Source organism: Ruegeria sp. YTSA064 (assembly GCF_059610325.1).
Window position 1 is genome coordinate 111,366 of the sequence record NZ_JBXWNK010000014.1, and the last position, 24,887, is coordinate 136,252.

The 24,887-nt window shown below is 56.6% G+C and carries 26 protein-coding genes; 10 read left to right on the plus strand and 16 right to left on the minus strand.

The genetic code is table 11. The features are described 5' to 3' along the window. Positions 1–28 precede the first annotated feature (28 nt). Both rho and hemJ read right to left on the minus strand, forming a co-directional pair. Positions 29–1,300, minus strand: coding sequence for a transcription termination factor Rho (gene rho / locus AC2FI7_RS19535; protein ID WP_010442979.1), 1,272 nt, complete (start codon positions 1,298–1,300; stop codon positions 29–31). A gap of 126 nt (positions 1,301–1,426) precedes the next feature. Continuing rightward, entirely contained in the window at positions 1,427–1,876 is a 450-nt protein-coding gene (gene hemJ, locus AC2FI7_RS19540) for a protoporphyrinogen oxidase HemJ (protein WP_010442980.1), read from the minus strand. 403 nt (positions 1,877–2,279) lie between these two features. Here hemJ and AC2FI7_RS19545 point away from each other — a divergent pair, with 403 nt between their 5' ends. From AC2FI7_RS19545 to dnaQ, 4 genes are read left to right on the plus strand one after another with little or no spacing between them, the layout of a single operon-like run. Continuing rightward, the gene (locus AC2FI7_RS19545; RefSeq protein WP_496816748.1) at positions 2,280–2,879 is read left to right on the plus strand and encodes a Maf family protein; all 600 of its coding nucleotides are present in this window, start codon (positions 2,280–2,282) and stop codon (positions 2,877–2,879) included. Then, complete coding sequence (locus tag AC2FI7_RS19550; RefSeq protein WP_496833571.1) at positions 2,876–3,709, plus strand: shikimate dehydrogenase; 834 nt, start codon at positions 2,876–2,878, stop codon at positions 3,707–3,709. Before AC2FI7_RS19545 ends, AC2FI7_RS19550 begins: the two co-directional genes overlap by 4 nt. Next, positions 3,706–4,299 (plus strand): dephospho-CoA kinase, encoded by a 594-nt coding sequence (gene coaE, locus AC2FI7_RS19555; RefSeq protein ID WP_010442983.1) that lies wholly within the window; start codon positions 3,706–3,708, stop codon positions 4,297–4,299. The genes AC2FI7_RS19550 and coaE overlap by 4 nt, the downstream gene beginning before the upstream one ends. Then, positions 4,292–5,014 carry a DNA polymerase III subunit epsilon gene (gene dnaQ, locus AC2FI7_RS19560; RefSeq protein ID WP_010442984.1) on the plus strand — a complete coding sequence of 241 codons (723 nt, stop codon included), beginning with the start codon at positions 4,292–4,294 and terminating at the stop codon, positions 5,012–5,014. Before coaE ends, dnaQ begins: the two co-directional genes overlap by 8 nt. 25 nt (positions 5,015–5,039) lie before the next feature. Here the strand turns inward: dnaQ and secB are convergent, their stop codons facing one another. After that, positions 5,040–5,540 carry a protein-export chaperone SecB gene (secB, locus tag AC2FI7_RS19565; RefSeq protein ID WP_010442985.1) on the minus strand — a complete coding sequence of 167 codons (501 nt, stop codon included), beginning with the start codon at positions 5,538–5,540 and terminating at the stop codon, positions 5,040–5,042. A gap of 54 nt (positions 5,541–5,594) precedes the next feature. Continuing rightward, entirely contained in the window at positions 5,595–6,095 is a 501-nt protein-coding gene (locus tag AC2FI7_RS19570; protein WP_010442986.1) for an FxsA family protein, read from the minus strand. 108 nt (positions 6,096–6,203) lie between these two features. Here AC2FI7_RS19570 and AC2FI7_RS19575 point away from each other — a divergent pair, with 108 nt between their 5' ends. Genes AC2FI7_RS19575 through AC2FI7_RS19585 form a run of 3 tightly spaced genes read left to right on the plus strand, consistent with a single transcriptional unit; the run spans position 6,204 to position 8,496 of the window. Then, positions 6,204–6,866, plus strand: coding sequence for a Tim44/TimA family putative adaptor protein (locus AC2FI7_RS19575; RefSeq protein ID WP_010442987.1), 663 nt, complete (start codon positions 6,204–6,206; stop codon positions 6,864–6,866). After that, complete coding sequence (gene mltA, locus AC2FI7_RS19580) at positions 6,863–7,909, plus strand: murein transglycosylase A (protein ID WP_010442988.1); 1,047 nt, start codon at positions 6,863–6,865, stop codon at positions 7,907–7,909. The genes AC2FI7_RS19575 and mltA overlap by 4 nt, the downstream gene beginning before the upstream one ends. Beyond that, the gene (locus tag AC2FI7_RS19585) at positions 7,909–8,496 is read left to right on the plus strand and encodes a Smr/MutS family protein (RefSeq protein ID WP_496816751.1); all 588 of its coding nucleotides are present in this window, start codon (positions 7,909–7,911) and stop codon (positions 8,494–8,496) included. The genes mltA and AC2FI7_RS19585 overlap by 1 nt, the downstream gene beginning before the upstream one ends. Here the strand turns inward: AC2FI7_RS19585 and AC2FI7_RS19590 are convergent. The 3 genes from AC2FI7_RS19590 to hslU all read right to left on the minus strand — a co-directional run bounded on the left by AC2FI7_RS19590 (position 8,493) and on the right by hslU (position 12,215). Beyond that, entirely contained in the window at positions 8,493–9,713 is a 1,221-nt protein-coding gene (locus AC2FI7_RS19590; protein WP_496816753.1) for an MFS transporter, read from the minus strand. The genes AC2FI7_RS19585 and AC2FI7_RS19590 overlap by 4 nt on opposite strands. Continuing rightward, positions 9,710–10,807 carry an alpha/beta hydrolase gene (locus tag AC2FI7_RS19595; protein ID WP_496816754.1) on the minus strand — a complete coding sequence of 366 codons (1,098 nt, stop codon included), beginning with the start codon at positions 10,805–10,807 and terminating at the stop codon, positions 9,710–9,712. Before AC2FI7_RS19595 ends, AC2FI7_RS19590 begins: the two co-directional genes overlap by 4 nt. A 100-nt stretch (positions 10,808–10,907) precedes the next feature. Further along, a complete protein-coding gene (gene hslU / locus AC2FI7_RS19600) occupies positions 10,908–12,215 on the minus strand; it encodes an ATP-dependent protease ATPase subunit HslU (RefSeq protein WP_170780087.1) in 1,308 nt (435 codons plus the stop codon). A 199-nt stretch (positions 12,216–12,414) separates the two neighbouring features. Here hslU and AC2FI7_RS19605 point away from each other — a divergent pair, with 199 nt between their 5' ends. Both AC2FI7_RS19605 and AC2FI7_RS19610 read left to right on the plus strand, forming a co-directional pair. Beyond that, on the plus strand, positions 12,415–12,816 hold the full coding sequence (locus AC2FI7_RS19605) for a DM13 domain-containing protein (protein ID WP_010442993.1): 402 nt from the start codon (positions 12,415–12,417) through the stop codon (positions 12,814–12,816). A 105-nt stretch (positions 12,817–12,921) separates the two neighbouring features. After that, a complete protein-coding gene (locus AC2FI7_RS19610) occupies positions 12,922–14,163 on the plus strand; it encodes an MFS transporter (RefSeq protein ID WP_010442994.1) in 1,242 nt (413 codons plus the stop codon). A gap of 95 nt (positions 14,164–14,258) precedes the next feature. Here the strand turns inward: AC2FI7_RS19610 and hslV are convergent, their stop codons facing one another. Next, on the minus strand, positions 14,259–14,810 hold the full coding sequence (gene hslV, locus AC2FI7_RS19615; RefSeq protein WP_010442995.1) for an ATP-dependent protease subunit HslV: 552 nt from the start codon (positions 14,808–14,810) through the stop codon (positions 14,259–14,261). A gap of 198 nt (positions 14,811–15,008) precedes the next feature. On the opposite strand from hslV, the gene AC2FI7_RS19620 reads away from it, so the two are divergent. Continuing rightward, on the plus strand, positions 15,009–15,206 hold the full coding sequence (locus AC2FI7_RS19620; protein ID WP_010442996.1) for a DUF1127 domain-containing protein: 198 nt from the start codon (positions 15,009–15,011) through the stop codon (positions 15,204–15,206). Between the two features lie 56 nt (positions 15,207–15,262). Here the strand turns inward: AC2FI7_RS19620 and AC2FI7_RS19625 are convergent, their stop codons facing one another. The 8 genes from AC2FI7_RS19625 to tsaE all read right to left on the minus strand — a co-directional run bounded on the left by AC2FI7_RS19625 (position 15,263) and on the right by tsaE (position 24,873). Then, positions 15,263–15,625, minus strand: a complete 363-nt coding sequence (locus tag AC2FI7_RS19625) for a Lin0512 family protein (RefSeq protein WP_010442997.1) — start codon at positions 15,623–15,625, stop codon at positions 15,263–15,265. Beyond that, positions 15,622–15,972 carry a Lin0512 family protein gene (locus AC2FI7_RS19630; RefSeq protein ID WP_010442998.1) on the minus strand — a complete coding sequence of 117 codons (351 nt, stop codon included), beginning with the start codon at positions 15,970–15,972 and terminating at the stop codon, positions 15,622–15,624. Before AC2FI7_RS19630 ends, AC2FI7_RS19625 begins: the two co-directional genes overlap by 4 nt. 91 nt (positions 15,973–16,063) lie before the next feature. After that, on the minus strand, positions 16,064–16,384 hold the full coding sequence (gene trxA / locus AC2FI7_RS19635) for a thioredoxin (protein WP_010442999.1): 321 nt from the start codon (positions 16,382–16,384) through the stop codon (positions 16,064–16,066). A gap of 58 nt (positions 16,385–16,442) precedes the next feature. Further along, positions 16,443–19,802: a double-strand break repair helicase AddA gene (gene addA / locus AC2FI7_RS19640; RefSeq protein ID WP_496816758.1), complete on the minus strand. Its 3,360-nt coding sequence runs from the start codon at positions 19,800–19,802 to the stop codon at positions 16,443–16,445. Then, positions 19,799–22,726 carry a double-strand break repair protein AddB gene (gene addB / locus AC2FI7_RS19645; protein WP_010443001.1) on the minus strand — a complete coding sequence of 976 codons (2,928 nt, stop codon included), beginning with the start codon at positions 22,724–22,726 and terminating at the stop codon, positions 19,799–19,801. Before addB ends, addA begins: the two co-directional genes overlap by 4 nt. Beyond that, positions 22,719–23,405, minus strand: coding sequence for a nucleotidyltransferase family protein (locus AC2FI7_RS19650; protein ID WP_010443002.1), 687 nt, complete (start codon positions 23,403–23,405; stop codon positions 22,719–22,721). The genes addB and AC2FI7_RS19650 overlap by 8 nt, the downstream gene beginning before the upstream one ends. After that, positions 23,402–24,406 carry an aminoglycoside phosphotransferase family protein gene (locus tag AC2FI7_RS19655; RefSeq protein ID WP_010443003.1) on the minus strand — a complete coding sequence of 335 codons (1,005 nt, stop codon included), beginning with the start codon at positions 24,404–24,406 and terminating at the stop codon, positions 23,402–23,404. Before AC2FI7_RS19655 ends, AC2FI7_RS19650 begins: the two co-directional genes overlap by 4 nt. Further along, complete coding sequence (gene tsaE, locus AC2FI7_RS19660) at positions 24,403–24,873, minus strand: tRNA (adenosine(37)-N6)-threonylcarbamoyltransferase complex ATPase subunit type 1 TsaE (RefSeq protein WP_010443004.1); 471 nt, start codon at positions 24,871–24,873, stop codon at positions 24,403–24,405. The genes AC2FI7_RS19655 and tsaE overlap by 4 nt, the downstream gene beginning before the upstream one ends. Positions 24,874–24,887: the final 14 nt, after the last annotated feature.

Genomic DNA, 24,887 nt, shown 5'->3' on the forward strand with positions numbered 1-24,887 from the left:
GAAGGCCTCGCGTTGGTTAAGACCTGTGTCAGGTATTCATCGAATCGAAGAACTCGCCGTTCGTCTTCGTCTGTTTCAACTTCGACAACAGGAACTCGATCGCATCGGTCGTACCCATCGGGTTAAGGATGCGGCGCAGAACGAAGGTCTTGGCCAAATCACCCTTATCGACCAGCAGGTCCTCTTTCCGGGTACCAGACTTGAGGATGTCGATGGCAGGGAATACACGTTTGTCTGCGATTTTGCGATCCAGAACGATTTCCGAGTTACCGGTGCCTTTGAACTCTTCAAAGATCACCTCGTCCATCCGGCTACCAGTGTCGATCAGTGCGGTGGCGATAATGGTCAGCGAACCACCCTCTTCAATGTTCCGCGCAGCACCAAAGAAGCGCTTGGGCCGTTGAAGGGCATTTGCGTCCACACCACCGGTCAGAACTTTACCCGAGGAAGGCACCACGGTGTTAAACGCCCTACCAAGTCTTGTGATCGAGTCGAGAAGAATAACAACATCTCGTTTGTGCTCGACCAGACGCTTGGCTTTTTCGATCACCATTTCCGACACCGCCACGTGGCGCGTTGCGGGTTCGTCGAAGGTCGAGGACACGACCTCACCCTTCACAGAACGCTGCATATCCGTCACCTCTTCTGGTCGTTCGTCGATCAACAGGACGATCAGATAGCATTCGGGGTGATTCTGTTCGATCGAATGCGCGATGTTCTGCAGGATCACCGTCTTACCGGTCCGTGGCGGCGCCACGATCAGCGAACGCTGACCTTTACCAATCGGCGATACCAGATCAATCACACGGGCTGATTTGTCCTTGATGGTGGGATCTTCGATCTCCATTTTCAAACGCTCATCCGGGTACAGAGGCGTCAGGTTGTCGAACAGGATCTTGTGTTTGGCTTTTTCTGGATTCTCAAAGTTGATCTTGGTGACGTTGGTCAGCGCGAAGTAACGCTCGTTTTCATCGGGCGCTTTGATCTCACCTTCAACCGTATCTCCGGTCCGCAATGAGTGTTTGCGGATCATATCAGGCGAAACATAGATGTCATCTGGGCCTGGCAGATAGTTCGCCTCGGGCGAACGCAGGAAGCCAAAGCCATCCTGCAACACTTCCAGCACGCCATCGCCACCGATGGTCCATCCCTCATCCGCGCGTTCGCGCAGAATCTGGAACATCATTTCGCCTTTGCGCATGGTCGAGGCGTTCTCGATCTCAAGCTCCTCGGCCATGGCGAGCAGGTCTTTGGGGCTTTTGGCCTTAAGGTCAGCCAGATTCAGGGATTCAGTTGTCATGATGATACGAACCTCGGCCGCTTGGACCGCGGCGCCAGAGTGGAATTTCAGAACGGAAGATACCTCGCCCGGACGGGCGCGTTACGCGATAGATAAGCGCTTACTTAAGAAGAGTCAAACAGGCCCTTAGAACTTCAGAACGACCGCCAGAACGATCACAACCATCAGAATGGTCGGAACCTCATTCATCATGCGATACTGCCGCCCAGTGAGCTTATTTCGCCCCTCAGCAAGGTCCTTGCGCCGGTCCATCAACCAATGATGAAACCAGGTCATCCCGATCACAGCTGCACCTTTGACCCAAGGCCAGCTCCAATCCCATCCGACGATACCGGGCGTGAACACCATGATCAGCCCGCAGACCCAGGCCACGATCATTGCTGGACGCATGATCACGCGCATCAGCTTTTCTTCCATTTCAAAGAAAATCTGTTGCGCACCCTCGACGGCCTGCGCCTTTTCAACGTGATACACGAACAATCTGGGCAGATAGAATAACCCAGCCATCCATGAAATCACGGCCATGATGTGCAGCGATTTCACCCATGGGTATATTGCGAAAAGAAAATCGGTCATCGGGTTTTCCGGATTTGCCTGAAACCCTCCTAATAAAAAAAATAAGAAAGAAAAAGGATGATGGTTTTGTAGGGAGGTCAAAATCGGTGGATTACTTTTTTGTCCTGCGTTTTTCCCCAGGTGGACAAAACAATTCGCTGAGCTGTACAATCTATTGATATTTCAAAAAACAACATAATTACAGATACTTAATGTGATCGCTCATAATGTTCTCTGTGGATAACCAGTAGGGTATCTTGGGATAGTCTGCTTATCCGATCTTTTCGACTTATCCTTGTCCTGTATGGACAGGATCCGGGCGACTCGGGGAAGTCTTGTGCTAAAATCCCGGGGTTGTGTGTCAACCGGAAAGTCATACAAACCGTTCAAGACTACTCAATGATTTGCACACGGGGTTTTCCACATGACTGTCCCCATAGTCCTTGCCTCGGGGTCCGAGATCCGCGCGCAGCTGCTGAAAAACGCGGGCGTCTCGTTTTCAGCTCAGATCGCGCGTGTAGATGAAGATACGGCCAAGCGTTCGCTATTGGCCGAGCAGGCATCGCCCCGCGATATCGCTGATGCACTGGCCGAGATGAAAGCGCGCAAAATTAGTGACAAGGTTCCGGGTGCCATGGTCCTGGGCTGTGATCAGGTGCTAGATTTCGAAGGGCAGTTGCTATCAAAACCTGATACGCCGGAAGATGCACTGGCACAGCTCAAAGCCATGCGCGGCAAGCGACATATGCTACTTTCCGCAGCAGTAATCTATCAGGATGGCAAACCGATCTGGCGGCATGTCGGTCAGGTGCGCTTGCGGATGCGTGCCAGCTCGGATGCCTATCTGCGCGATTATGTGGCGCGCAACTGGGAAAGCATTCGTCATGCGGTGGGGGCCTATAAGCTGGAAGAAGAAGGTGCACGTCTGTTCACTACCATTGACGGCGACTATTTTAACGTCTTGGGTATGCCCCTGTTGGAGCTGCTTAACTTTCTGGCCGTGAAGGGAGTGATCGATCAATGACGGACCATCGAATTCCTCTGGCCGGAGTGATTGGGCATCCGGTTGCGCATTCCCGGTCACCAAAGCTGCACGGTCATTGGCTTAAAACCTATGGGTTGGCAGGGCATTATATCCCGATGGATGTCGCGCCGGCCGATCTGGAAACTGTTCTGCACACGCTGCCCAAAGCCGGGTTTGTTGGGGCCAATGTGACTGTGCCGCACAAGGAAGCGGCTTTGCGCTTGGCAGATCACGTCTCGGACCGGGCCTCGGTCTTCGGGGCGGCAAATACGCTCGTATTCCGCGAAGATGGCTCGATTCATGCGGATAACACGGATGGGTACGGCTTCATGGCAAATCTGCGCGCGGGTGCGCCGGATTGGAACCCAGCGGATGGTCCGGCGGTTGTGTTTGGTGCAGGCGGGGCCGCCCGTGCCGTTCTGCAGGCGCTGGCAGAGGCAGGCGTGCCCGAAATCCTGCTGACCAACCGTACCCGCACCCGCGCCGATCATTTGAAAGAAGAGTTCGGCCAGCGGATCACCGTCGTGGATTGGGTACAGGCAGGCAACGTGATCGAGAATGCCGAACTGGTCGTCAATACGACTTCCTTGGGTATGCAGGGGCAGCCGGAACTGCGCGTTCCGCTGGACGGATTGCAACCCGGCGCTGTTGTCACCGACCTGGTTTATGCACCGCTTCAAACGCGTCTCTTGCAACAGGCGGAAGAGGCGGGATGTACCACTGTCGACGGGTTGGGAATGCTGCTGCATCAGGCTGTTCCCGGATTTGAACGCTGGTTTGGCGTCCGTCCTGAAGTTGATGCCGAAACGCGCGCGGCGGCCTTGGCATGAGTTTTGCGCTCGGGCTCACCGGATCAATCGGAATGGGCAAAAGCACGACCGCTCAGATGTTCGCAGATGAAGGTTGCGCGCTTTGGGATGCGGATGCGGCGGTCCATCGGCTTTATGCAAAGGGTGGTTCTGCAGTTGAGCCCATGCGCAACGCGTTTCCATCTGCGATTGTAAAGGAAGCCGTTAGCCGCGAAGCTCTAAAACAGATCATTTCGAATGATTCTAATGCATTGAAAATGATTGAGAATATCGTACACCCCTTGGTTGCTGAGGATCGCACGGCGTTTCGTGCAGCGGCCTCAGCCGATATCCTGGTGTTTGACATTCCATTGTTGTTTGAAACCGGCGGTGAAACTGCAATGGACGCCGTGGTCTGTGTCCGGGTTCCGGCTGATGAACAAAAAAGGCGTGTCATGGCGCGTGGTACGATGACTGAGGAACAGTTTGAGCAGATCCGTGCCAAACAGATGTCTAATGACGAGAAATGTGCCCGGTCTGATTTTGTGATTGAAACGGACAGTCTGGACCATGCCCGCGTGCAGGTGCAGGATGTGATCAGGCAGATACGGGCGAGGATGACAGATGCGTGAGATTGTACTCGATACCGAGACCACCGGGTTTGATCCCGAAAGCGGTGACCGGATTGTCGAGATCGGCGCAGTGGAGCTGTGGAACCACGTGGCCACGGGAGAGACCTATCATGTCTATATCAACCCGGAACGCTCAATGCCTGATGAAGCCTTCGGGGTTCATGGAATCGGCCCAGATTTGTTGGAGAATCCACGCCCGCCGGAAAAAGGCGAAGTGACGCTTAAGGACAAGCCTGTCTTTGCCAAGGTTGGGCATGGATTTCGCGATTTTGTGGGCGATGCCAAGCTGGTGATCCACAACGCCTCGTTCGACATGAAGTTTCTGAATGCCGAGTTGAGGTGGATGGGCGCGTCACTGATTCCCATGGATCAGGCAATCGACACACTCGCCATAGCGCGTAAAAGGTTCCCGGGCTCGCCCGCCTCGCTGGATGCGTTGTGTCGTCGGTTTGGTATCGATAATTCGAACCGGGTGTTACACGGGGCGCTTCTGGACTCGGAGATCCTTGCAGAAGTGTATCTGGAGCTGATCGGAGGACGTCAGCCTGATTTCGGCCTGTCGGCAACTACAACCGCGATGGCCGGAGGCGGAGAAGAATGGCGCCCAACTGCACGACCCAATGCATTGCCACCCCGGTTTACCGAGGATGAACGCGCAGCACATCAGGAATTTGTGGAAAAACTGGGCGACAATGCCCTGTGGACCCGCGCCTGACCATAGCCAGCCGCGGGTCAATGTCTTAAGCGTCGGTTTTTTGCGCTTGTGCGGCCTGACGGCGTGCCAGTTCGTTGCGATAAAGTGCCACGAAATCAATGTTATCCAGATTGACCGGTGGGAACCCACCGTCGCGGGTGATGTCGCTGACGATGCGACGCAGGAAGGGGAACAGCATGCGTGGGCATTCGATCATAAGGAACGGATGCACCTGATCCTCGGGCACGCCCTCCACGTGGAACAACCCGCAATAGTCGATCTCACACAGGAACAATACGTCTTCCAGGCCTTTGGCTTTAGAAGTCAGCTTCAGCTTGATCGAAACTTCGAATTGATGCTCGGTCGGGCGCTTCTTGGCATCCAGATTCACCTGAACCGAAATCTCTGGCTGTACATCGCCTGAGACGCCTTTCTGCGCCATCACGTTCTCAAAGGACATATCACGAATGAATTGCCCCAGGACGCGCATTTGAACCTGTGGTGCGGCTTGTGCCGCTGTGTTTTCTTTGGCGTCTTCTTCGGCCATTTATCTACTCCGGAATTGAAATTCGACACTGCTTATCAATTTGGGCGCGGTACCTCAATGCTGGTGCGGACCTTCCACCCATTTAGAGGGCTTTCCGGGTTCGTTACGCGGCCGGACTTCAGTGAATTCACCATCAATCATGTCGTCCTGATTGAACGGGTCAGGACCTGATCGAAACTGCGCGCCGGTGCCCATCTGGAATTGGGTGATGGTCGCCTTGGATTTCAGATAGCGGAACACAGCAACGCGGATGCCCGGAACCAGCAATGCAAAACCAACCGCATCGGTGAAAAATCCGGGGGTCAACAACAATACACCCGACAAAAGGATCATAGCCCCATGTGCAAGCGGTTCGGTCGGGTCGTCCAATTCGGCAAAGGATCGCTGTAGATTGGCCAATGCCGTGCGACCTTGTGTCCGGACCAATACAGTGCCCAGAACGGCGGTCAGGACTACGATTGCAAGCGTTGGCCATAGTCCGATCAGCCCGCCAACTTGTATGAACAGGGCGATCTCAACGATCGGAACTAATAAAAAAGCCAAGAACAGGTACATTTGCGGTATCCTTTAGCATGTGCCGGGCTGTGGACTTGCGCCCAACTGTCACCTACATAGTGGCTTGAGGCCGGGTTCACAAAGTCCTGGCGCTGAAAAGAGTATGAAATGAGCGACAACCCTATGATCCAGTTGCTGGTCCTGGCCGGAATTGCCGTTTTCCTGATCCTGCGTCTGAAAAGCGTATTGGGCACACGCGAAGGGTTTGAAAAACCACCCCTTCAACAACAGCCAGATACCAATGGTACGCGCCGTGATTTCGAGGTCATCGATGGCGGGCCGGATCACGATATTACCGATCATGTAGCCGAAGACAGCGAACAAGCGCAAACTCTGGCCGCGATGAAGCGGGTTGAGCCCAGTTTTTCGGTTAGCGAATTTGTTCAGGGTGCGCGCGGTGCCTATGAAATGATCGTGATGGGGTTCGAAAAAGGCAATCTGGACGAGATTCAACCTTTCTTGTCCGAAGAGGTTTTTGACAGTTTTGTCTCAGTAGTCGCTGATCGTGAAGACAAGGGCCTGACCATCGAAGCCGAATTTGTCGGCGTACGTGAAACTACTCTGGCAGATGTTTCGTTCGACAAGGACAGCAATCAGGCCGAGATCACCATGCGCTTTATCGGTGAGCTGACCTCGGTCGTACGTGATCGCGGGGGGGATATCATCGAAGGCAACCCCAATACGGTTAAACGCCAAAAGGACAGCTGGACCTTTGCTCGTGTAATGGGCGCGGACGATCCGAACTGGCTACTTGTTGCCACGGACGCATGATTGCAGCGATTCGGTCGCTTTTACTGGGGGTCGTCATGACCACTGCCAGCGCCAGCGCCGCCGGAGCCGAGGCGACGCGATCCATCCTGTCATTTGATGACCTTGATGGCTGGGCTGCCGACGATCACGGGGCAGCCCTTTCGGTTTTTCTGAGCACCTGCGGCGATCTGAAGGATCCGGATTGGCAGGCGCTGTGTGGCGTTGCCAGAACCTATGAACCTCAGGCCGCACGGTCGTTTTTTGAGCTGTTTTTCCGCCCGGTTCTGGTTGAAGACGGCGATGACGCGTTGTTCACAGGGTATTTTGAACCCGAACTGGACGGCTCTAAATATCCAACCAGCAAATACCGCTATCCGCTCTACCGGATGCCTCCCGAGGCGCGAGGCGCTGATCGGTGGCTTAGTCGCCGCGAATTGCTGACCGGAGACGCGATGACGGGCCGCGGGCTTGAGATCGCATGGGTCGATGACCCGGTCGAGTTGTTCTTTCTGCAAATTCAGGGTTCAGGTCGTATTCGCTTGCCCGATGGAGGTGCTCTGCGAGTTGGCTACGGCGGTGCGAACGGGCACCCTTATCGTTCAATCGGAGCCGAATTGATCCGACGTGGCGCGCTGGGCGCGCACGAGGTCAGTGCGCAGATGATCCGGGCCTGGGTACGCAAGAACCCCGAAGCCGGTGCCGAGTTGTTGTTTCACAACCCCTCTTATGTGTTCTTTCGTGAAGTGAACCGAGTTGCCCCAGAACTCGGACCTCTGGGGGCAATGAATCGCTCGGTCACCACGATGCGTAGCATCGCAGCGGACCCGGCATATACGCCCCTCGGGGCACCGGTTTGGGTTGAGAAGGATGGCAAGACCCCGTTACGGCGATTAATGATCGCGCAGGATACCGGTTCAGCCATTAAGGGTGCCCAGCGGGCGGACATTTTCTTTGGTACTGGGGATGAGGCGGGGCAAGCTGCTGGCCGTCTGAAAGACCCTGGCCGTATGGTCGTGCTTTTGCCGATTCAGCGAGCCTATGCCCTGTTACCGGATGAATTCTGATGACACGGCGCAAACTGACGTCAGAAGAGATCGAGCTGTGGCGCAAGGTCATCAAACAAGCTGAACGATTGCACCCCGAAATACCGCAGACCATCCACCCCACGACGTTGCCAAAACCCAAACCGACCAAGACCCCAAAGGCGCGCATCGAAGCGTTTGAGTTGGGCCAGACAGCGCAATCCAAATCCACGCGGAATAATCTCAAACCCTCAATCACCGAAGGATTGCGGGCAAATCCTGTACAAATGGATACTAAGGCATTTGCGCGCATGAAACGTGGCAAGCTAAAGCCTGAGGGCAAGCTGGACCTGCATGGGATGCGTATGAGCGCGGCCCATCCTACTTTGGTCCGTTTTATCCTGACGGCGCAGGCGCAAGGCAAGCGGTTGGTGCTGGTTATCACTGGCAAGGGAAAGGATCGCGACGAGCCCGGGCCAATTCCGACCCCGCGCGGTGTTTTGCGCAATCAAGTGCCACACTGGCTTTCTATTCCACCCTTAACGCAGGCGGTGATGCAGGTGACGCCCGCACATATCAGTCACGGTGGCGATGGGGCTTACTACGTGTACCTCAGGCGGGTTCGCTAACCCGATTGAAGTGCGCGGGCTATGCCGATCCGAACCAAGCCGCAGACGCACAAGAAGAATGCTGCGATCCAGAAGAATTGAGTGTTCAGTGAAACGCCTTTGTCGATCAACATACCGGTCAAAGCCGGTCCGATTGCTGAACCCAGAACCATCACTGCAGCGGCCATGGCCTTGATTGCTCCTATGTGGCGCGTGCCATAGAACTCGGCCCAAAAGGCGCTGGGCAATGGATTATGCGCACCAGCTGTCAGGGCGAGAAAAACCATTCCAATCAATGCCCCGCCAATCGAAGTTGAGACCGACAGGATGGCAAATCCGACGGCCATCGGTAATTGATAGTAGGGCATCATCCGGGCCGTGCCCCATTTGTCCAACGCCCAGCCCGCTGCAAACATCGATAGAATCGAAACCCCTGTGAAGACCGGAAACAGAGCGACCAGTTGTATATGTGGCCAGCCTTTGATTTCGGCGAGATGCACCTGATGAAAAAAGAAGGCGGTGATAAAGGCCGAAGGCGCAAGGATTGCGGGTGCCATAAACCAGAACAACGGGTTCAACAGCGCCTCGCGGCGCGTCCATTGGCGACCCTGCATGCCGACAGACGAGGCATTGGTCGCCAAGCTTTGCGGTGTTCGTTCCTGACGCAGCAACCGGATCAGTACGGGAATACCCAAAAGGGTTATGCAAGCTGCAAGCCCCCATAAACAGCGCCAATCCAGAAACGCCAGGGCAGCAACGAATGTCAGGGGCAAAAGTGCCTCTCCGATTGCATACCCTAATGTTGCGATCGACAAAGCCTTGCCTCGTGTCGCTGTAAACCAGCGCGCCATCGCGACGGCCGCAAGATGGCTGCTCATCCCCTGACCGAGAAGTCTGAGAAAGAAGACCACAACGGGCAACAGAATAAGCCAAACATTCAGTGCCATTGCCAACGCGGCTAATGCCAGGCCGGTCAAAACCGCGGGGCCCAGCACACGTACGCGAAAGATATCGGTAAGACCTCCGGCCCAGATCATCACCACAGCGGAAACAGTTGTGCCAAGCGAATAGAGCCCACCCCAGGCTCCGTGACTTAGCTCAAATTCCGCCCGAATTTCTCCCGCGAAGATCGAGATGAAAAAGGTCTGTCCAAAGCTGGAGAGAAAGGTCAGCAGTACTCCCGCGCCCAGCCAGTTTGCATTCTGGACCAGAAATCGACGAAGGCCGGATCGCGTCACGGGGTGCTGACCTGCGCCTGCCCGGTTTCGGTCAGAATGATTTCTGTAGCGCCATCCGTATTACGTTCGCTGGGAGGGACGAGCACATCTATGCCGGGCCGGTCAGGACCGAATGTATTGCTGACCCTGCGGACCGAGCTGAGAATCGCCAGAAGTGCGGGCGAGGTTGCGGCTACGAAATGGGACGACCCTGCATCGCTGTTGAATGCGGTCGTGTCGATCACGTTTATCGGGTATTCGGCCAATGCGTCGGCCGAACTGATATTGCCCAGTCTCTTACTGTCCGCAGTACCGCGCAACCGCGCCGACAGGTTTAGGATCTTATCTTTCCTGGATACCATCACCACAAACGGATCTGGCGGGTTTTTGATACTGTTCATCTGTGACCTAAACAGATCGACATCCAGATCGGGCGAGATCAGGATAACCCCCTCCAGATTGCGGTTTGACCAGCCGGGTTCACGCAGTTCGGCTTGCCGCATCATTTCCATCGACAATGCACTGCCCATCGAATGCGCGATTAGGATAACCCGTTTGACGCCCATTGATTTGAGCAGCCGGATCGTCTGCTCCAACCCATCGCGGGCAAACAGCATACTGTCCAGATCATAGGCATATCCTGTTCCGCGCGCCTGGCTGGGCCAGGAATAGATCAGAGTGGTTCCGGGGATACCGATATCATGGCTTAGCTGGGCTGCACGAAAGGCAGTTTCGGTTTGCGTTGCGTTATAGCCGTGGACAAAGATCACCACATCATCCACACCACGCAACCGGGTCTTTAGATCTTGCGGACCTGAAAACTCGGTAACATCCGCTACAACAAACTGTTTGTTCGGATTCGGGTTCGCGTAGGAGAAATTTAGGTCACCCGGCGTGTGCGACGGCGGGATCGAGACGGTCATCTCAAGATACCGCAAAGCCTCGGCGCGTTTTGCGCCATAGCTACCATCCATGTCGCGCGCACGGGTCGTCGCTGCAAAGACCGTTGCAGGGGTACCGACCTTCAGCGCTTTGGGCGTTATCTCGGTTATCGAGCGGTCCACGCAGGCGGCCAGCAGGCACAGGTTCGCGATGATGATCAAATAGCGCAGCACTGTCTGCCCCTACTAAGCAGTTACAGGGCCACGCTACCTTATTCCCGCTCAGCGTCCAGTCTGAGGATGCAGATTACCGGCAAAAACCGGCTGGCATCTGTTACAGAACGTAACGGCTGAGGTCGGTCGATTTTGTCAGTTCACCTAGATTGGCGTCCACAAAACCCGCATCAACCGTAATCTCGGCACCTGCCTGATCCGGCGCGGTGAATGAAAGCTCTTCGAACACGCGCTCCATCACTGTGTACAGCCGCCTCGCACCGATATTTTCAATGCTCTGATTCACATCAGCGGCGATCCGGGCCAAGGCTGCGATTCCGTCTTCGGTGAAGCTGACCGTGACCTCTTCGGTACCCATCAGGGCGGTGTACTGGAGGGTCAGCGCATTATCGGTTTCGGTCAGAATGCGCACGAAGTCTTCTTCGGTCAGCGCTCGCAGTTCCACGCGGATCGGCAGTCGACCCTGAAGTTCCGGCAACAGGTCGGAAGGCTTGGCGATATGGAACGCGCCGGATGCAATGAACAGGATATGGTCGGTTTTCACCGGTCCATGTTTGGTGCTGACTGTGGTTCCTTCAATCAGCGGCAGCAGGTCGCGCTGAACCCCTTCCCGGCTGACATCGCCACCGCGCGCGTCCGAGCGGGCGCAGACCTTGTCGATCTCATCCAGAAACACGATGCCGTTCTGTTCGACGGACTCCAACGCCACGCGGGTGACGGTTTCGTCGTCTAGCAGCTTGTCGGCTTCTTCCCCGATCAGGGCATCGTAGCTTTCGGCGACGGTCATGCGCTTCTTGACCGTGCGACCACCGAAGGCTTTGCCGAATATATCGCCCAGATTCATCATCCCCATCTGACTGCCGGGTTGGCCCGGAACGTCGAACATTGGCATCGGGCTTGAGGTATCGGACAGCTCCAATTCGATCTCGGTATCGTCAAGCTCGCCGGCCTTAAGCTTCTTGCGGAACATCTCACGCGTGGCTTCGCGGGCGTCGGTGCCTGCAATCGCTTCGATCACGCGATCTTCGGCCGCCTGATGGGCGCGGGCTTTGACATCTTCCCGCATGAATTCGCGGGTTTGCAGGATCGCAGCATCGGCCAGATCGCGCACGATCTGTTCAACATCACGGCCGACATAGCCAACCTCGGTGAATTTGGTGGCTTCAACCTTAATAAACGGCGCGCGGGCCAGTTTGGCCAAACGGCGACTGATTTCTGTTTTGCCAACGCCGGTGGGACCGATCATCAGGATGTTTTTCGGATAGACCTCGTCGCGGATATCATCCGGCAACTGTTTGCGCCGCCAGCGGTTGCGCAGCGCCACGGCGACGGCGCGTTTTGCGTCTTTCTGCCCGATGATAAAGCGGTCCAGTTCCGAGACAATCTCGCGCGGGGTCAGGTCGGTCATAAGTGTTCTATCCGTATGTTTCGCTGCGGAACCTAATCATACGGCGCGAAAACACAAGCCGATCACGGAAAGATCACGGCAACTCACAGACAGCACACGGAAATTCGTGGCGATGTGAATCGTCAATCATGCGGCAACTGCTGCATAACCCTTTGCGACGGACACCCCAGTCCGCATCATTTTACGGAGATACCTCATCATGATGACTCGTCGTTCGCTTTTTGTGAAAGCTGCAGCTACAGGCGCAGCGCTGACCCTGGCCGGCACGACCTCTGCCCTGGCCGGCGGCGCCAAAAAGAATGGCACATTCGAAGGTCGCTCGAACCACATCACCACTGGTTCGGTGAAGCTGGTCAAAGACGGCGAACGTTACATCGTTGAACTGGGTCAGGACTTTTCGCTGGATGGCGGCCCGGACCCACGCGTTGCGTTTGGCAAGGACGGCACATATGCGCCCGATAGCAAGCTAGGCGCGCTGCTGCACCTGACTGGCAAGCAATCCTATGCCGTTCCGCCAACCATGGATCTGTCGGGCTATAACGAAGTCTACATCTGGTGCGAGGTTGCTGGTGTCCCGCTGGGCGTCGCTTCGCTGAAGTAATCACGACTGTCAGAGGTCGGAGTTTCTGGCCTCTGACACGCCGTTAGGTAACAGCGCAACTGTCTGTTACACTCGCCCCAAGATATTGGAACTGGGGGCGTTTTTATGACCAAGATTGCCAAGATTACCTTGCTGTTCGTGGTCTTTGTTGACCTGATCGGACAGGGGTTGGTGTTTCCCATAATCAACTCTCTGATCATGGAAACAAAGTCGGGCTTTCTGCCGGAAAGCACGGCCATGGGCACCCGGCATTTCTATTATGGTCTGGTGATCGGCTGCTTCTTTCTGTCTTGGTTTCTGGGGGTGGTCTATGTCTCGAAAGTCTCAGATTCCATCGGGCGCAAGAATGCCCTTCTGGTTTGCCTGACCGGAGCGCTGGTCGGCTACGCCCTGACCATCGCCGCGCTTTATATGAACAGCTTGCTTTTACTGATCATTGGCCGGTCGATCACCGGATTTACCGCTGGCAATCAGCCGATTGCGCAGGCTGCAATGATTGACGGCAGCACGGATGCAGCTGACCGAGATCGCAACATGGGCTACATCGTGACCGGCGTCAGCTTTGGCCTTGTGGGTGGCCCGATTATCGGCGCGGTCCTGTCGGATGCCGCCTTGCTGGGCAGTGCAGCGACGTTAAAGACACCTTTCTACGGGGCGTTTGTTCTGGTCCTGATCGCGATCTTCCTCGTGACCACATTCTTCAAGGATACCAGGACCGAGCGCGAACCCTTTGTCTTCCGTCCCCGTGACATCACCGATAGTCTTATAGCTGTCCGTGAGCACCCGTTGGTTCTGAAAATCATGCCCGTCTATGCGCTGTTCATGGTTGCCAACGTCACTTTCTATGTGTTCGTCGACAACTTCCTGACCAGCGCGTGGGGCTATGGCGTGATCGGAGGTAGCATGGCGATGGTGGTGATTGGCGTTGCGCTAGCCTTCTCCAGCACCTTCCTTGTGAAGCCTGCACAGGAACGATTCAGCAAGCACCAGATCATCTATACATCATTGGTGGTTATGGTGATCTGCGGCTTTGGCTTTGCCTTCAGCCCAAGCGGTGTGCTGAGCTTTATCCCGGTCTTCTTCTTCTATTTCTTCTTCGGCGTGTCCTACCCGACACTGCTGGGCTTGTTCTCATCCAGCGTTTCCGAAACGGATCAAGGCTGGGTTATGGGCGTAACCACAGCCGTGTTCTGCCTGGCAGGCGGCATCATGTCCCTGATTGGAGGCGGATTGATGAGCATCGATATCCGCGTGCCCTACTACATCGTAATCGTGACCGCGCTGATGGGTCTGATCGGGATGCACATGCGTTGGAAAGGGAAAGAGATCAAAGCGCTGTTAGCCTGAGTCGTTTGCGTTTGATTTGAATCGAAATACGCCGCCCCTCCCTTCGGTCGAACGCGCATTTCGATCCATTGCTTTTGGCTAAAACGCAGAACGTCTTAAATCGTTTCGACAGTCAGGTTGCCGTTTGTGTAGACACAGATATCCGCCGCAATTGCCATGGCTTCGCGCGCCACATCTTCGGCCGGTTTGTCGCTGTCCATCATCGCACGAGCCGCTGCGAGGGCAAAGTTGCCACCCGACCCGATGGCGGCCACGTTATGTTCGGGCTCAAGCACATCCCCTGCCCCGGTGATCACGAGCAGATCCTTGCCGTCGGTTACAATCAGCATTGCCTCAAGCTTTTGCAGGTATTTGTCGGTGCGCCAGTCCTTGGCCAACTCGACCGAAGCGCGGGCCAGTTGGCCGGGTGTTGCCTCAAGCTTGGCTTCCAGCCGTTCCAGCAGCGTGAACGCATCCGCTGTAGATCCGGCAAACCCGGCGACCACCTCAAACCCGCCCGGTGTCAGGCGACGTACTTTTCGCGCGGTGCCCTTGATCACGGTTTGGCCCAGGCTGACCTGCCCGTCCCCGGCGATGACAACCTGCCCGCCCTTCTTGACGCCAATAATGGTGGTGCCGTGCCATCCGGGAAAATCGCTGTCTGCCATGAATGCCTCCGTTATCCGTGCTGCCATATATGGGCCGGGCACGGGTTCTGCGCAACCAGTTCTCAAACCGCCCAAAAGATATGCAGAAAATGCAAACCGGGACTGTTGAGTCAGCATTTGTGAGACTCAGCCGCCGGAGTTACATGAGGCTCACAACCGACAACGGGTCGGCTGTTTCTGTTAAAAAGGACTACGCACATGGCAAACGCTGTCGCAAAAACCCATGCGCCGCTCGGAGCAGTCACCATCCTGCACGCAGTGGACGTATTCTCCCACTCATTCGAAAATGTTGTCGAATGGTATCAATCTCGCAAGACCCGCAATGAACTGGCGCGTCTGAGCGATGAGCAACTGGATGATATTGGCCTGAACCGTGCCGACATCACCAAGTTCTGATCTAGGATCAGAATTAGACGTAAGATGAGCCGCTCAAACGAGCGGCTTTTTCTTTTTCAGCTCTTGACGAATTTACCCGCCAGATCAGGCAGATATGCCTCAACCGCAGCGGTGGCGACAACATGAAGCGTGCCTGCCCCGGCGTCCTCGACATCCAGCCCGCCTTTGACGGCACGGACCGAAGCGCGCCCCCGCGGAAGATCAGATGCGACAAGATCACAATCAACCGCCTCGGGCCGCTGCACTCCAATCGTGACCTCAACGCGCATCTCTTCGTGGCTGATGCCCAGCTTAGAGAACAATGTGATTGACGAGTGGTGCAGTGCGTCCTGAACAGCGCGGCGCGCGGCCTTGGTATAGTCCTGACCATAGAGGTCATTGCCGGTTCCCATCTCCAGAATGATGCGTTTCTCGGTCATTGCGCGGGCTCCATGTCAAAAGACACAATGATCGCCGCATTGGCGATCACCGTGCGGCCCTCGATGTGGGACTTTTCAATATCCAAGCCGCCTTGCGTTACCGTGATATTCGGTTGGCCGTATGGAAATACAGCTTTCAGCGCTTCGGTATCTACCTGGTCTGGTTGTTGGACGCCAATCTCGGCATCAATAATCATGGCTTCTTTCGGAAACCCGAACAGCTCTGCCATGTTCACCGAGTTATGCCAGAGTGCATCTTTGATGGCGCGCAACGCCGCCTCGGTATAGTCCTCACGCCGCAACGACGTGCCCAATCCGAATTCTACCAGAACTCGTGTTTTTCCCATTTCTTGTTCCCGTCAGATCAGCACATCCGTGCGGTCAACCAAAAAAGGCGTCCCGCATGAGACGCCTTTGATGCAATTGGTTCACACCGGCTCAGATCGACTCGTCGATCCAGCTTTGCAGTGCCGCTTTGGGTGCAGCGCCCGCACGGTTTGAAACGACCTGCCCATCTTTGAAGATGAACAGCGCCGGGATGCCGCGTACGCCCATGGCAGCCGCCGCGTTCGGGTTGCTGTCAACGTCCACTTTGGCAATCTTCACCTTGCCGCCATATTCACTGGCTAGCTCTTCCAGAGCGGGGCCGATCTGCTTGCAGGGGCCGCACCACTCGGCCCAGAAATCCACCACGACGGGGATATCAGAATTCTTGACTTCGGCGTCAAAGGTATCGTCGGTTACGGCAACGGTCGACATGTCTGTCTCCTGAATGGGAATGCTTGGGTTGAGAACGTAGGTGCCGTTCGGGAGGAGGTCAAGATATAGCGCTACGCCTCAGGGCCTCTGTCACTATATCGTGTGGCAGCCACATGAGATGTGCAGTGCGGGTCCATAGTATTGCGGTGTGGATCTGGTGCCTGGGAAATATTTGCGACAGGGCATTTGCATAGGCCCCCATCTGGCGCAACAACCCCTCGGGGCAGGTTTCAGGGTTGTCCGGAACAGTCGCATTTGATTTGAAATCAATCACATGAACGTCCGTATCGGTAACGATCAATCGGTCGATCACCCCGTGCATTCGGGCGCCGTCTAAATCGGCGGAGACCGGGACCTCGGCCAGTGCATCCGGTGCAAATACCGGTTTCAGATGATCGGCGATCAGGACGGCCTCGGCTTCGTTCAGCAACTCCTGGCGTTCCACATCCTGCAAATCGGCCAACAGCCGTGTGCAAAGATGCGTCCATTGCTCCCGAGCAACAGCGGGTAGATGTTCCAGCAATAGGTGCAGCCGCGTTCCACGGAGTTTCGCCGCCTCTTCATCCTGCCCGGCATCTCCGGGCAGAGCCTTGGCCCCCCCCAGATCAGAAGGGCTTAAGGTTTCAACTGGCGTTGGTGCTGGCGGCGCTGGGTGATAAAAAAATTCCGGCAGGTTTTGTTCGATTTTTTGGAGGCTGTCATGCTCAACAACAGGCAGTGCGTCCCAGTCTCCATGCGCCAGCCGGAGTGTCTGGGAACCGGGGATCTGACTGGCCCCTGCGCGCGCCATCGCGGCCTCGACCATTTGATACCAGCTGCTGACATCTTTACCCACATCTCCGGCTGCGGCGACTATCAACCACTTTTCTGCTCGCGTTAGAGCCACATATAGAAGACGCAGCCGTTCATTCTCCTCGCGCCTTCGAGCTTCTTCACGCGCCGTAGCAATCAGTGAGGGTGAGGTATCAGAGGGCACTTTCCACAAGGGGGTATCCCCTGCCATCATGATCTCGGCATCGCGCGGCGGCTGCCGTTTGCCAGTGTCGGGCAAAATCACGATCGGTGCTTCCAGCCCTTTCGAGCCATGAACGGTCATCACTCGGATCATGTTGCCGACACCGCTCATCTGGCGCTTGATCTCAAGGTCATCGGTTTGCATCCAGAGCAGAAAGCCGGTGAGGCTGGGAATATCCGTCCCTTCATAGGCCAGTGCCTGTGACAGCAATGCGTTGATACCGTCCTCTGCCTCGGCCCCTAGCCGGCCCAGCAGTTTGCGACGCCCGCCGTGACGCGTCAGAATACGCTCGATCAGGTCATAAGGGCGGAGAAAGTCGGTTTGCCCGCGCAGATCGTTCAGAACTGCAAGCGTATCCGGGAATTCCTCGGCACGATTGCGTAGCGCGGCCCAAAGATAGGGTTCTTCCCTGCGATGGGCCAGATCGAACAATTGCTGTTCGGACCAGCCGAACAAAGGGGACTTAAGGACCGTGGCCAGTGACAAGTTGTCCTCGGGTGTGGCCAGAAAACTTAGCAACGCGGCAAGATCTTTGACCGCCAGCTCCGCGCCTACTTTTAGGCGGTCAGCGCCCGCAATGGGCAGATCAGCAGCTTTGCAGGCACGAATGATCTCTGCAAACAGGTCCGAACGGCGCTGGACCAGGATCAGAAAGTCGCCGGGCTGAACCTTGCGGCGAATATTGGTGCCTTGAGTTTCTCCATCGTCGGGTATTGTCGCGCCGTCATCGATCATGTCCCGGATCGACCGGGCCACCTGCTCTGCCAGAATAACCGTATGATGCCGTGCGCCGGGTCGGTCGACCGGGTCGGTCCAATCAGTATCTTCCTCCTCCTCGACCTTTTCGACCACAGGCCACAGGTCAACACGACCGGGTAGATCGGCCTTGAAGGCACGGTGCAGCGAGTCCTTGTGGAACCCGGCCTCGGCACGGTTTTCGAACAGGATATCGACCAGCCCTAGGATCGCACTGGATGAGCGGAACGAATACTCCAGCGTTGAATCCCACAGTTTAGAGCCTGATTCTCGCAGCTTTCGCCCAAATTCGGCCTGCATCCGGTCAAAGGCTTGCGGGTCGGCGCCCTGAAAGGAATAGATCGATTGCTTCTTGTCTCCAACAACAAAGATCGTGCGCTCAACCCCGGATCGGGCCCCTTCCCCGCTGGTGAATTCCTGCGCCAGTTTCTCGATCACATCCCATTGATCTGGACTGGTGTCCTGCGCCTCGTCCACCAGAATGTGATCGATGCCGCCATCAAGCCGGTACAGCACCCATTCCGCCACCGCCGGGTCATTTAACACCTGCCGAGCGCGCAGGATCAGATCATCAAAGTCCAGCCAACCCCGCAGCTGTTTTCGCCGCTCGTATTCAGGCAGGAAAGCGGCAGCAAAACGATGTAAAACGTGGGTTTTCTGCGCAGCCATCAACGCCAGCCTCTGTTCCCGCGCGGCCTCTACCCGCAACATGAGGGCCTCAAGCTGGGGCAATCTGTCGGCCAACACCCCTTCGCGTAACGCCTTGGTGGGGAAACTGTTGATCTTAGCTGTAAACGGTTCTTTTGCGGCCTTACCTGTAAGCAATACGCTTTCCAGCACAGCGAGGTCGTTCAGCCGCGCATCGACAAAGCCCATAAGCTTGTCGGCAGCTTTGGCGTTGTTTCCGCCGCTCTCTTTCAGGGCAGGTAAGATGGACTGGATCAGGTCGACTTCTCCACCCAGAAATACGCTTTGCAGCAAGGATTGTTCATCAAATCCTTGTGGCAGATCAAAACGTTGCAATAAGTCCGGCCAATGCAGAACTTCCTCAAACTGGTTTCGCCTCTGCGCCACGGCGGCGGTTAGTTTGTCAAAGCCGGTATCTGTCACAAAACGGGCCACATCCTCGATCAGTGCGGCCTGATGACCTTCGGCAAAATCCTCAATGATCTCTTCGCGCAGCAGGGCGGCGGCCCGATCTTCCATTTCGGCGAACTGCGGGCTGACCCCAGCCTCAAGCGGGAAGCGTCGAAGCAAAGAGGCGCAGAAGGAGTGGATCGTTTGGATCTTCAAGCCGCCAGGTGTTTCGATGGCGCGGGCAAACAAGGTGCGCGCTTGTGCCAAACGGTTGGGATCGATCACACCCGGAACACCGAGTTCAACCAGTTCTTCCTGAAGGGCGCAGTTGCCCAGCATCGCCCATTTACCAAGACGCTTGAACAGACGATTTTGCATCTCGCTGGCGGCGGCCTTGGTGTAGGTCAAGCAAAGGATGTGCTGCGGCTGGACGCCATCCAACAACAGCCGCGCGACCCGGTCGGTCAGCACCCGGGTCTTGCCCGAGCCCGCATTGGCTGCCAACCAGGTTGACGCGTCGGGGCGCGCGGCCTGAACTTGCCGTTCGGTGGCATCATTGCGGGCGCTCATGTCAGGTCCTCCGGTGCGGTTTCTGCCGACCGATCCCACTCTCCGAAACGGGCGAGATGATCATAATCCCCGACATCCGTATCCTTGTGTAGCATCCGGCGTGACGAGAACCCCTGATCAGGTTCTAAATAAGCAGATATGAGCTCTTTCAGTTCGGCCAGTACCTTGTCGGTCGGCTCTTTCTGCAAGGGCGCGGGTACCTCTTTGTAGGTGCCGCCCATACCGATGAAAATCGCCTGCGCAACGGGAAGCGGGTCGAACCCCTCGATACCGCCCTGTTCGGCCATTGCGGCTTCGATCAGCAGTTGTTTGTCAAATTTTGCCTGCTGGCTTTCCGTTGGCGGGGTTCCGGTTTTGTAGTCGATGATCCGCAAAGTCCCCTGTCCGCTTCGATCGATCCGATCTGCGCGTCCGGCAATGGTGAAGTCCAACGGGGCCAGCGCTAGACGCATTCCAACTTCAAAGGCCACCGGCCCACCATCGGTGCGGCGGTGAATCTCGGCGGATAGAAAACTGTCGGTGATCCGCTCTAGCCGTGCCAACCACAGCTTTCGCGCTGTTGGCCATGCAACGTGTTGCAGCAGCAGGGCTTCGGCCCGTTTCAGGAAGTTTTCACGGTTCAGCAACGCCGGATCCAGCACACTGTCGCGAACGAACTGTTCCAGCACCTCGTGGATAACGATGCCACGTAACAGCGCGTCCGGAGCCTGTACTAACGGGTCCAGAGGCTTCAGGCGCAAAACGTGTCGGGCGTAGATGGCGTAAGGATCGCGGATCAGACGCTTGATCTCGGTCACCGATAGTCGTCGCGGACGTGCTGCGACGGGCGGACGTGGTGACGGTCGGTGAGCCGCTGCAATTTGGGGCGCATGTTCCAGTGTTTCTGCCCAATCCAACCATTTTTGGCCACGCGCGCGCATTGCCGCCAAAGCATCGGTTCCATCTTGTTCAGGCAAGCCCTGCAAAAGGTTGGTCATGCGGTTTAGCCAGCGAGAGGGTACGGTTTCCGCGTCATCCGAGCGGATCGCGCGGGTCAGAACCACCTCCGGTGCACCTGCAGCTTGTTGGAAGTCATGCGCGGATAAGCCGATCCGGCGCTCGGGCAGCAGAAGCCCCGCTTCGTTGCGCATCTGTCGGTTCAACCAGGGATCGGGTGTCGCAGCCTCAGGCCAGCTGCCTTCGTTCAGGCCGCCCAGTATCAAAAGATCTGCGCTCTGTACGCGCGCTTCAAGTGTACCCCAGATCATCAGATACGGATGGGGCGCATCACGGTCGCGAACCTCCTCACCTGCCAATAACGCGCCCAGAAGATCCGCAAAATCATGGGCGGTCATCGCGCCACCGTGGTGTGCCTCGCCCTCCAGTGCTGCCATTACCGCAAGCGCCTTTTGGCCGGCATTCTTGTCCCACAATGTACCCGGTTCACCGGTGGTACCCGCCGAGATTGTTTCGGCCAGTGTGCGAAGTTGCGCGACCCAGTCCGACAGTGGTTGCTCCTGTGGCCGGTATTGATCGCAGAATGCATCGATCACCCAGCGAACCCAGTCTTCGGGCGCTTCGTTGCGAATAGCAAAGGCTGTCAGGCTCACACTGTCGGGAAAGGGCGGGCCGTGGCGGCGCAGGTCGAGTTCCAGATCGCGGGTGTGTAGCAGATGGGCGCCCCGGTCGCCGCCATCATGGCAAAGTGGATGCTTGAGCAGTGTCAGCAATGCCTCACCATCCAGACGGCGCGCGAACAACCCAGCGACATGGCGCAAAAACCGACCGGGTGGAGACAATTGTAGCGGTAAGCCCGCGCTGTCATCGGGCAGGATATTCCACCGGTCCAACGCGGCGCTGACCTGACGTGTCAACATCCGGTCAGGCGTTATGAGCGCGGCGGTTTGCCCGGTTTCTGCGGCCTGACGAAGGCGCAGCGCAATGGCTAATGCCTCAGCCCGAGGAGAAGACGCTTCGATCAGCGTGACATCCTTAGTTGCACCATTCAGATCAGCAAGGTGAGGACCCTCGGTCATCCAGGCGTCAGTCACCGGGGCAGGGCGCAAGGCAAGTGAGATCAGCTTGTTACGCGCAGGTGAGGGCGCCTGATCCGGGGTCCAAGGCTGAATTTGATCGGGACCAAGCCCAAGCCCGAGCATCAGTTTGCGGAATCGATATTGCGGATGATCCTCGGAGGTCAGGGCGTCATCCAGATTGCTCCAGACATGCTCGGGCTGGTCGAAATCATAGCCTGGCAACACCAGGGCCCCTTGCGGCAGGCGCGCGACGGCCTGCATCAGCATTAAGGTGGTTCCGCGTGATCCTGTAGAGCCCGCCAATATAACCGGATGTTCAGGCGGCGAGATCTGCCAGCGCGCGATCAGGTTTTCGACCACGCGGCGCTGCCGGGCCTGCGCGTCAAGTGTATCTGCGCCAGACTCCATGAACTGATCTGCGATGCCGATAAATGCTTGTGCCCGGGCCCAATGGCCGGACATGTCGCTGACGTCCAGTTGCCTGATCGCCTCGGGTGAGACGCCCTCACCCTGCATCTCGTCAATCAGCGCGGCAAGGCTGTCGGACAGATCAAAAAGCGAAGAACGCGCGGCCAGATCGGGTTGTTGATCCAGCAATTTGGCAATCAGCTGCGTCAATTCCAGCCTGCGACGCAAGGGTGGAATTGCGGGCGGGATCTGCGCGAGATCCGCGCTTTCGCCCAGGTCGGTAACCAAAGATAACCGCGGGAGTAAGCAGGGCGGTCCTTGATCAAACAGATCGCGCACCCGGCGTGCCATGCGGCGGGTGTTGATCACCAGTTGAACCCGGGCCAGCGCTTCGGGCGGCAGCCCCTCAAATCGCTCATGCAGCCCGTCGACCAGCACCTTGGGGAAATCCGCTCCCGGAGGGACCGCGAAGACCCGGGGCAGGGCGCTGGGCTCAAACATCGGCAATCAGCCCTTCGGCCAGATCAATACCTTCGGGATGCCCCACATCGCACCAACGACCGGGGTAGGACAGTGCAAATAGGCGATTATGCCGCAGCATTTGATCCCACAACAGGTTCAAGGAAAACACGTCCTCATTGATGTCACGCAGCCCGTCGGTTTTGATTATCTGAGCCCCGCCATATATCAGACCTGCGCCTCGGGTGATCCGCCCGGTGCTGTCCTGAGTAAAATCACCCGGACCGGCATGACCAAGGGCCTGTCCGACCGGAATGCACATTAGAAGCGCATCCATTTCATTTGGATCCCAGTGATCCCTGAGCAATTTCAGCGGGTTTGGTCCGGCCCAGATCGCATCGCTATTCAGGGTGAAGACCGGCTCGGGACCAAGCAGCGGCAACGCTGCGCGCAACCCGCCACCGGTGTCCAGAATGCGCGGCTCTTCGAGCGACAGCGCCACGTCGTGGCCCGTCAGATGATCGGCAATCTGGTCGGCGCGATAATGCAGGTTGGCGACAACACGTAATGGTCTCAGCGCATCGACCAAATCCAACGCATGGTCGATCAAAGGTCGCCCGGAGACCTTAATCAATGGCTTTGGCCGGTCTTTGGTCAAGGCCCCCATACGGGTGCCGAAACCGGCAGCAAACAGCATTGCAGCTTGGGGTGTAGCGGTCATTGCGACCTCAGCTTTGCAAGGTTCTCCGGGCTTGGTTCGGGCAGGGCGCTGCGCAAAAGATCCGCCACGGGAACCAGCGCCGGATGCTCCAGATCGCGCCTCAAATGGGCCCAGGCAGCGGGGATCAGGTCGACGTAATGTGGTTTACCATAATCTATTGCCAGCCGCGCAAATCCACCCAGAATACGCAGGTTGCGCTGTGCGCCCAGAACCGCATAAGCGGTACGGAAATCGTGCCCGTCAACACCGGTTGCAGTGATATAACGGTCGATCATCCGCATCTCGATGCCGACAGGGACCGTGCGACGCACATCCTGCAGCAGCGACATCAAATCATAGGCGGGATGCCCTAACATCGCGCTTTGGAAATCCAGCAGCCCTACACGCGCCAGACCGTCTCGATCAGGCAGCCAGATCAGATTTTCTGCGTGATAATCGCGTTGTACAACAACCCGTGTCCCGCCGGTTTCGCGGTGCAGGATATCGGCAAAGCGAAGCTCGAACCGGGTGCGAGCTTCTTCATCATGCGACCCTTGAATGCCTTGAGCGTATTTGGTGAAAGAAAGCGCCGCAAGCTCAGTCATCAGAGCAGGATCATAGCTGTCGAGCGAAAGAGTGTGGGCCGCGTGAAGATGAACCAGAACATCGGTTGCCACGTCATACAGGGTGCGTTCAAGCGTTGGATCGTCTCGCAAGACGCGGGCAAACAGAGCGTCGCCCAAATCTTCGAGCAGAAGAAATCCGTATTCGCTGTCTTCTGCATAGATTTCTGGCGCACTCAGCCCGATTGAACGCAAATACTCCGACATGCGTACGAAAGGTTCGACCGACTCCCCTTTGTCGGGTGGGGCGTCCATTAGAACCGCTGTGCGGCCAGTGGCGGGATCGGTCAAGCGCTCGTACCGGCGGTTCGAGGCATCGCCGGCCAAGGGTGCATGTTGTGCACCGCTCCATGGGGTCTGCGCGATCAATGCTTCTGCCAAAATGGCCCGGTTTGTCATTGGATCATCTCCAGCCTGGTGCTCCATTTTGGGTCCGACCATGTAAGTGAAACTTGCCGGGTGTCCTGATCGTCGGGGTCGGTTGCGAAATGAACAAGCAAGGCCGATTGTGGGGACAACGGACCCAGTTTTTCGGGCCACTCGATCAGGCAGATGCTGGTGTCAAATGCGTCGACCAACCCCAACTCTTCAATCTCTTCCACGGATGCAAGCCGATAGAGATCAGAGTGCCAAATTTCCCCGATCCGCGTCTCATAGACCTGAACCAGTGTGTAAGTTGGTGAGGGTACATCCTCAGGCTTGATCAATGTCGACTGGATCAGAGCGCGTGCGAAATGGGTTTTGCCGCTGCCGATCGAACCTTCAAGCAGGATGGTGTCGCCCGGTTGCAATGCACCCCCCAATCGGGTGGCGATTTCCGCAGTGTCCTGAGGGGATTTTAGAGTCAATTTCAGCGGCGCATTCATGGCGCCACAATGAA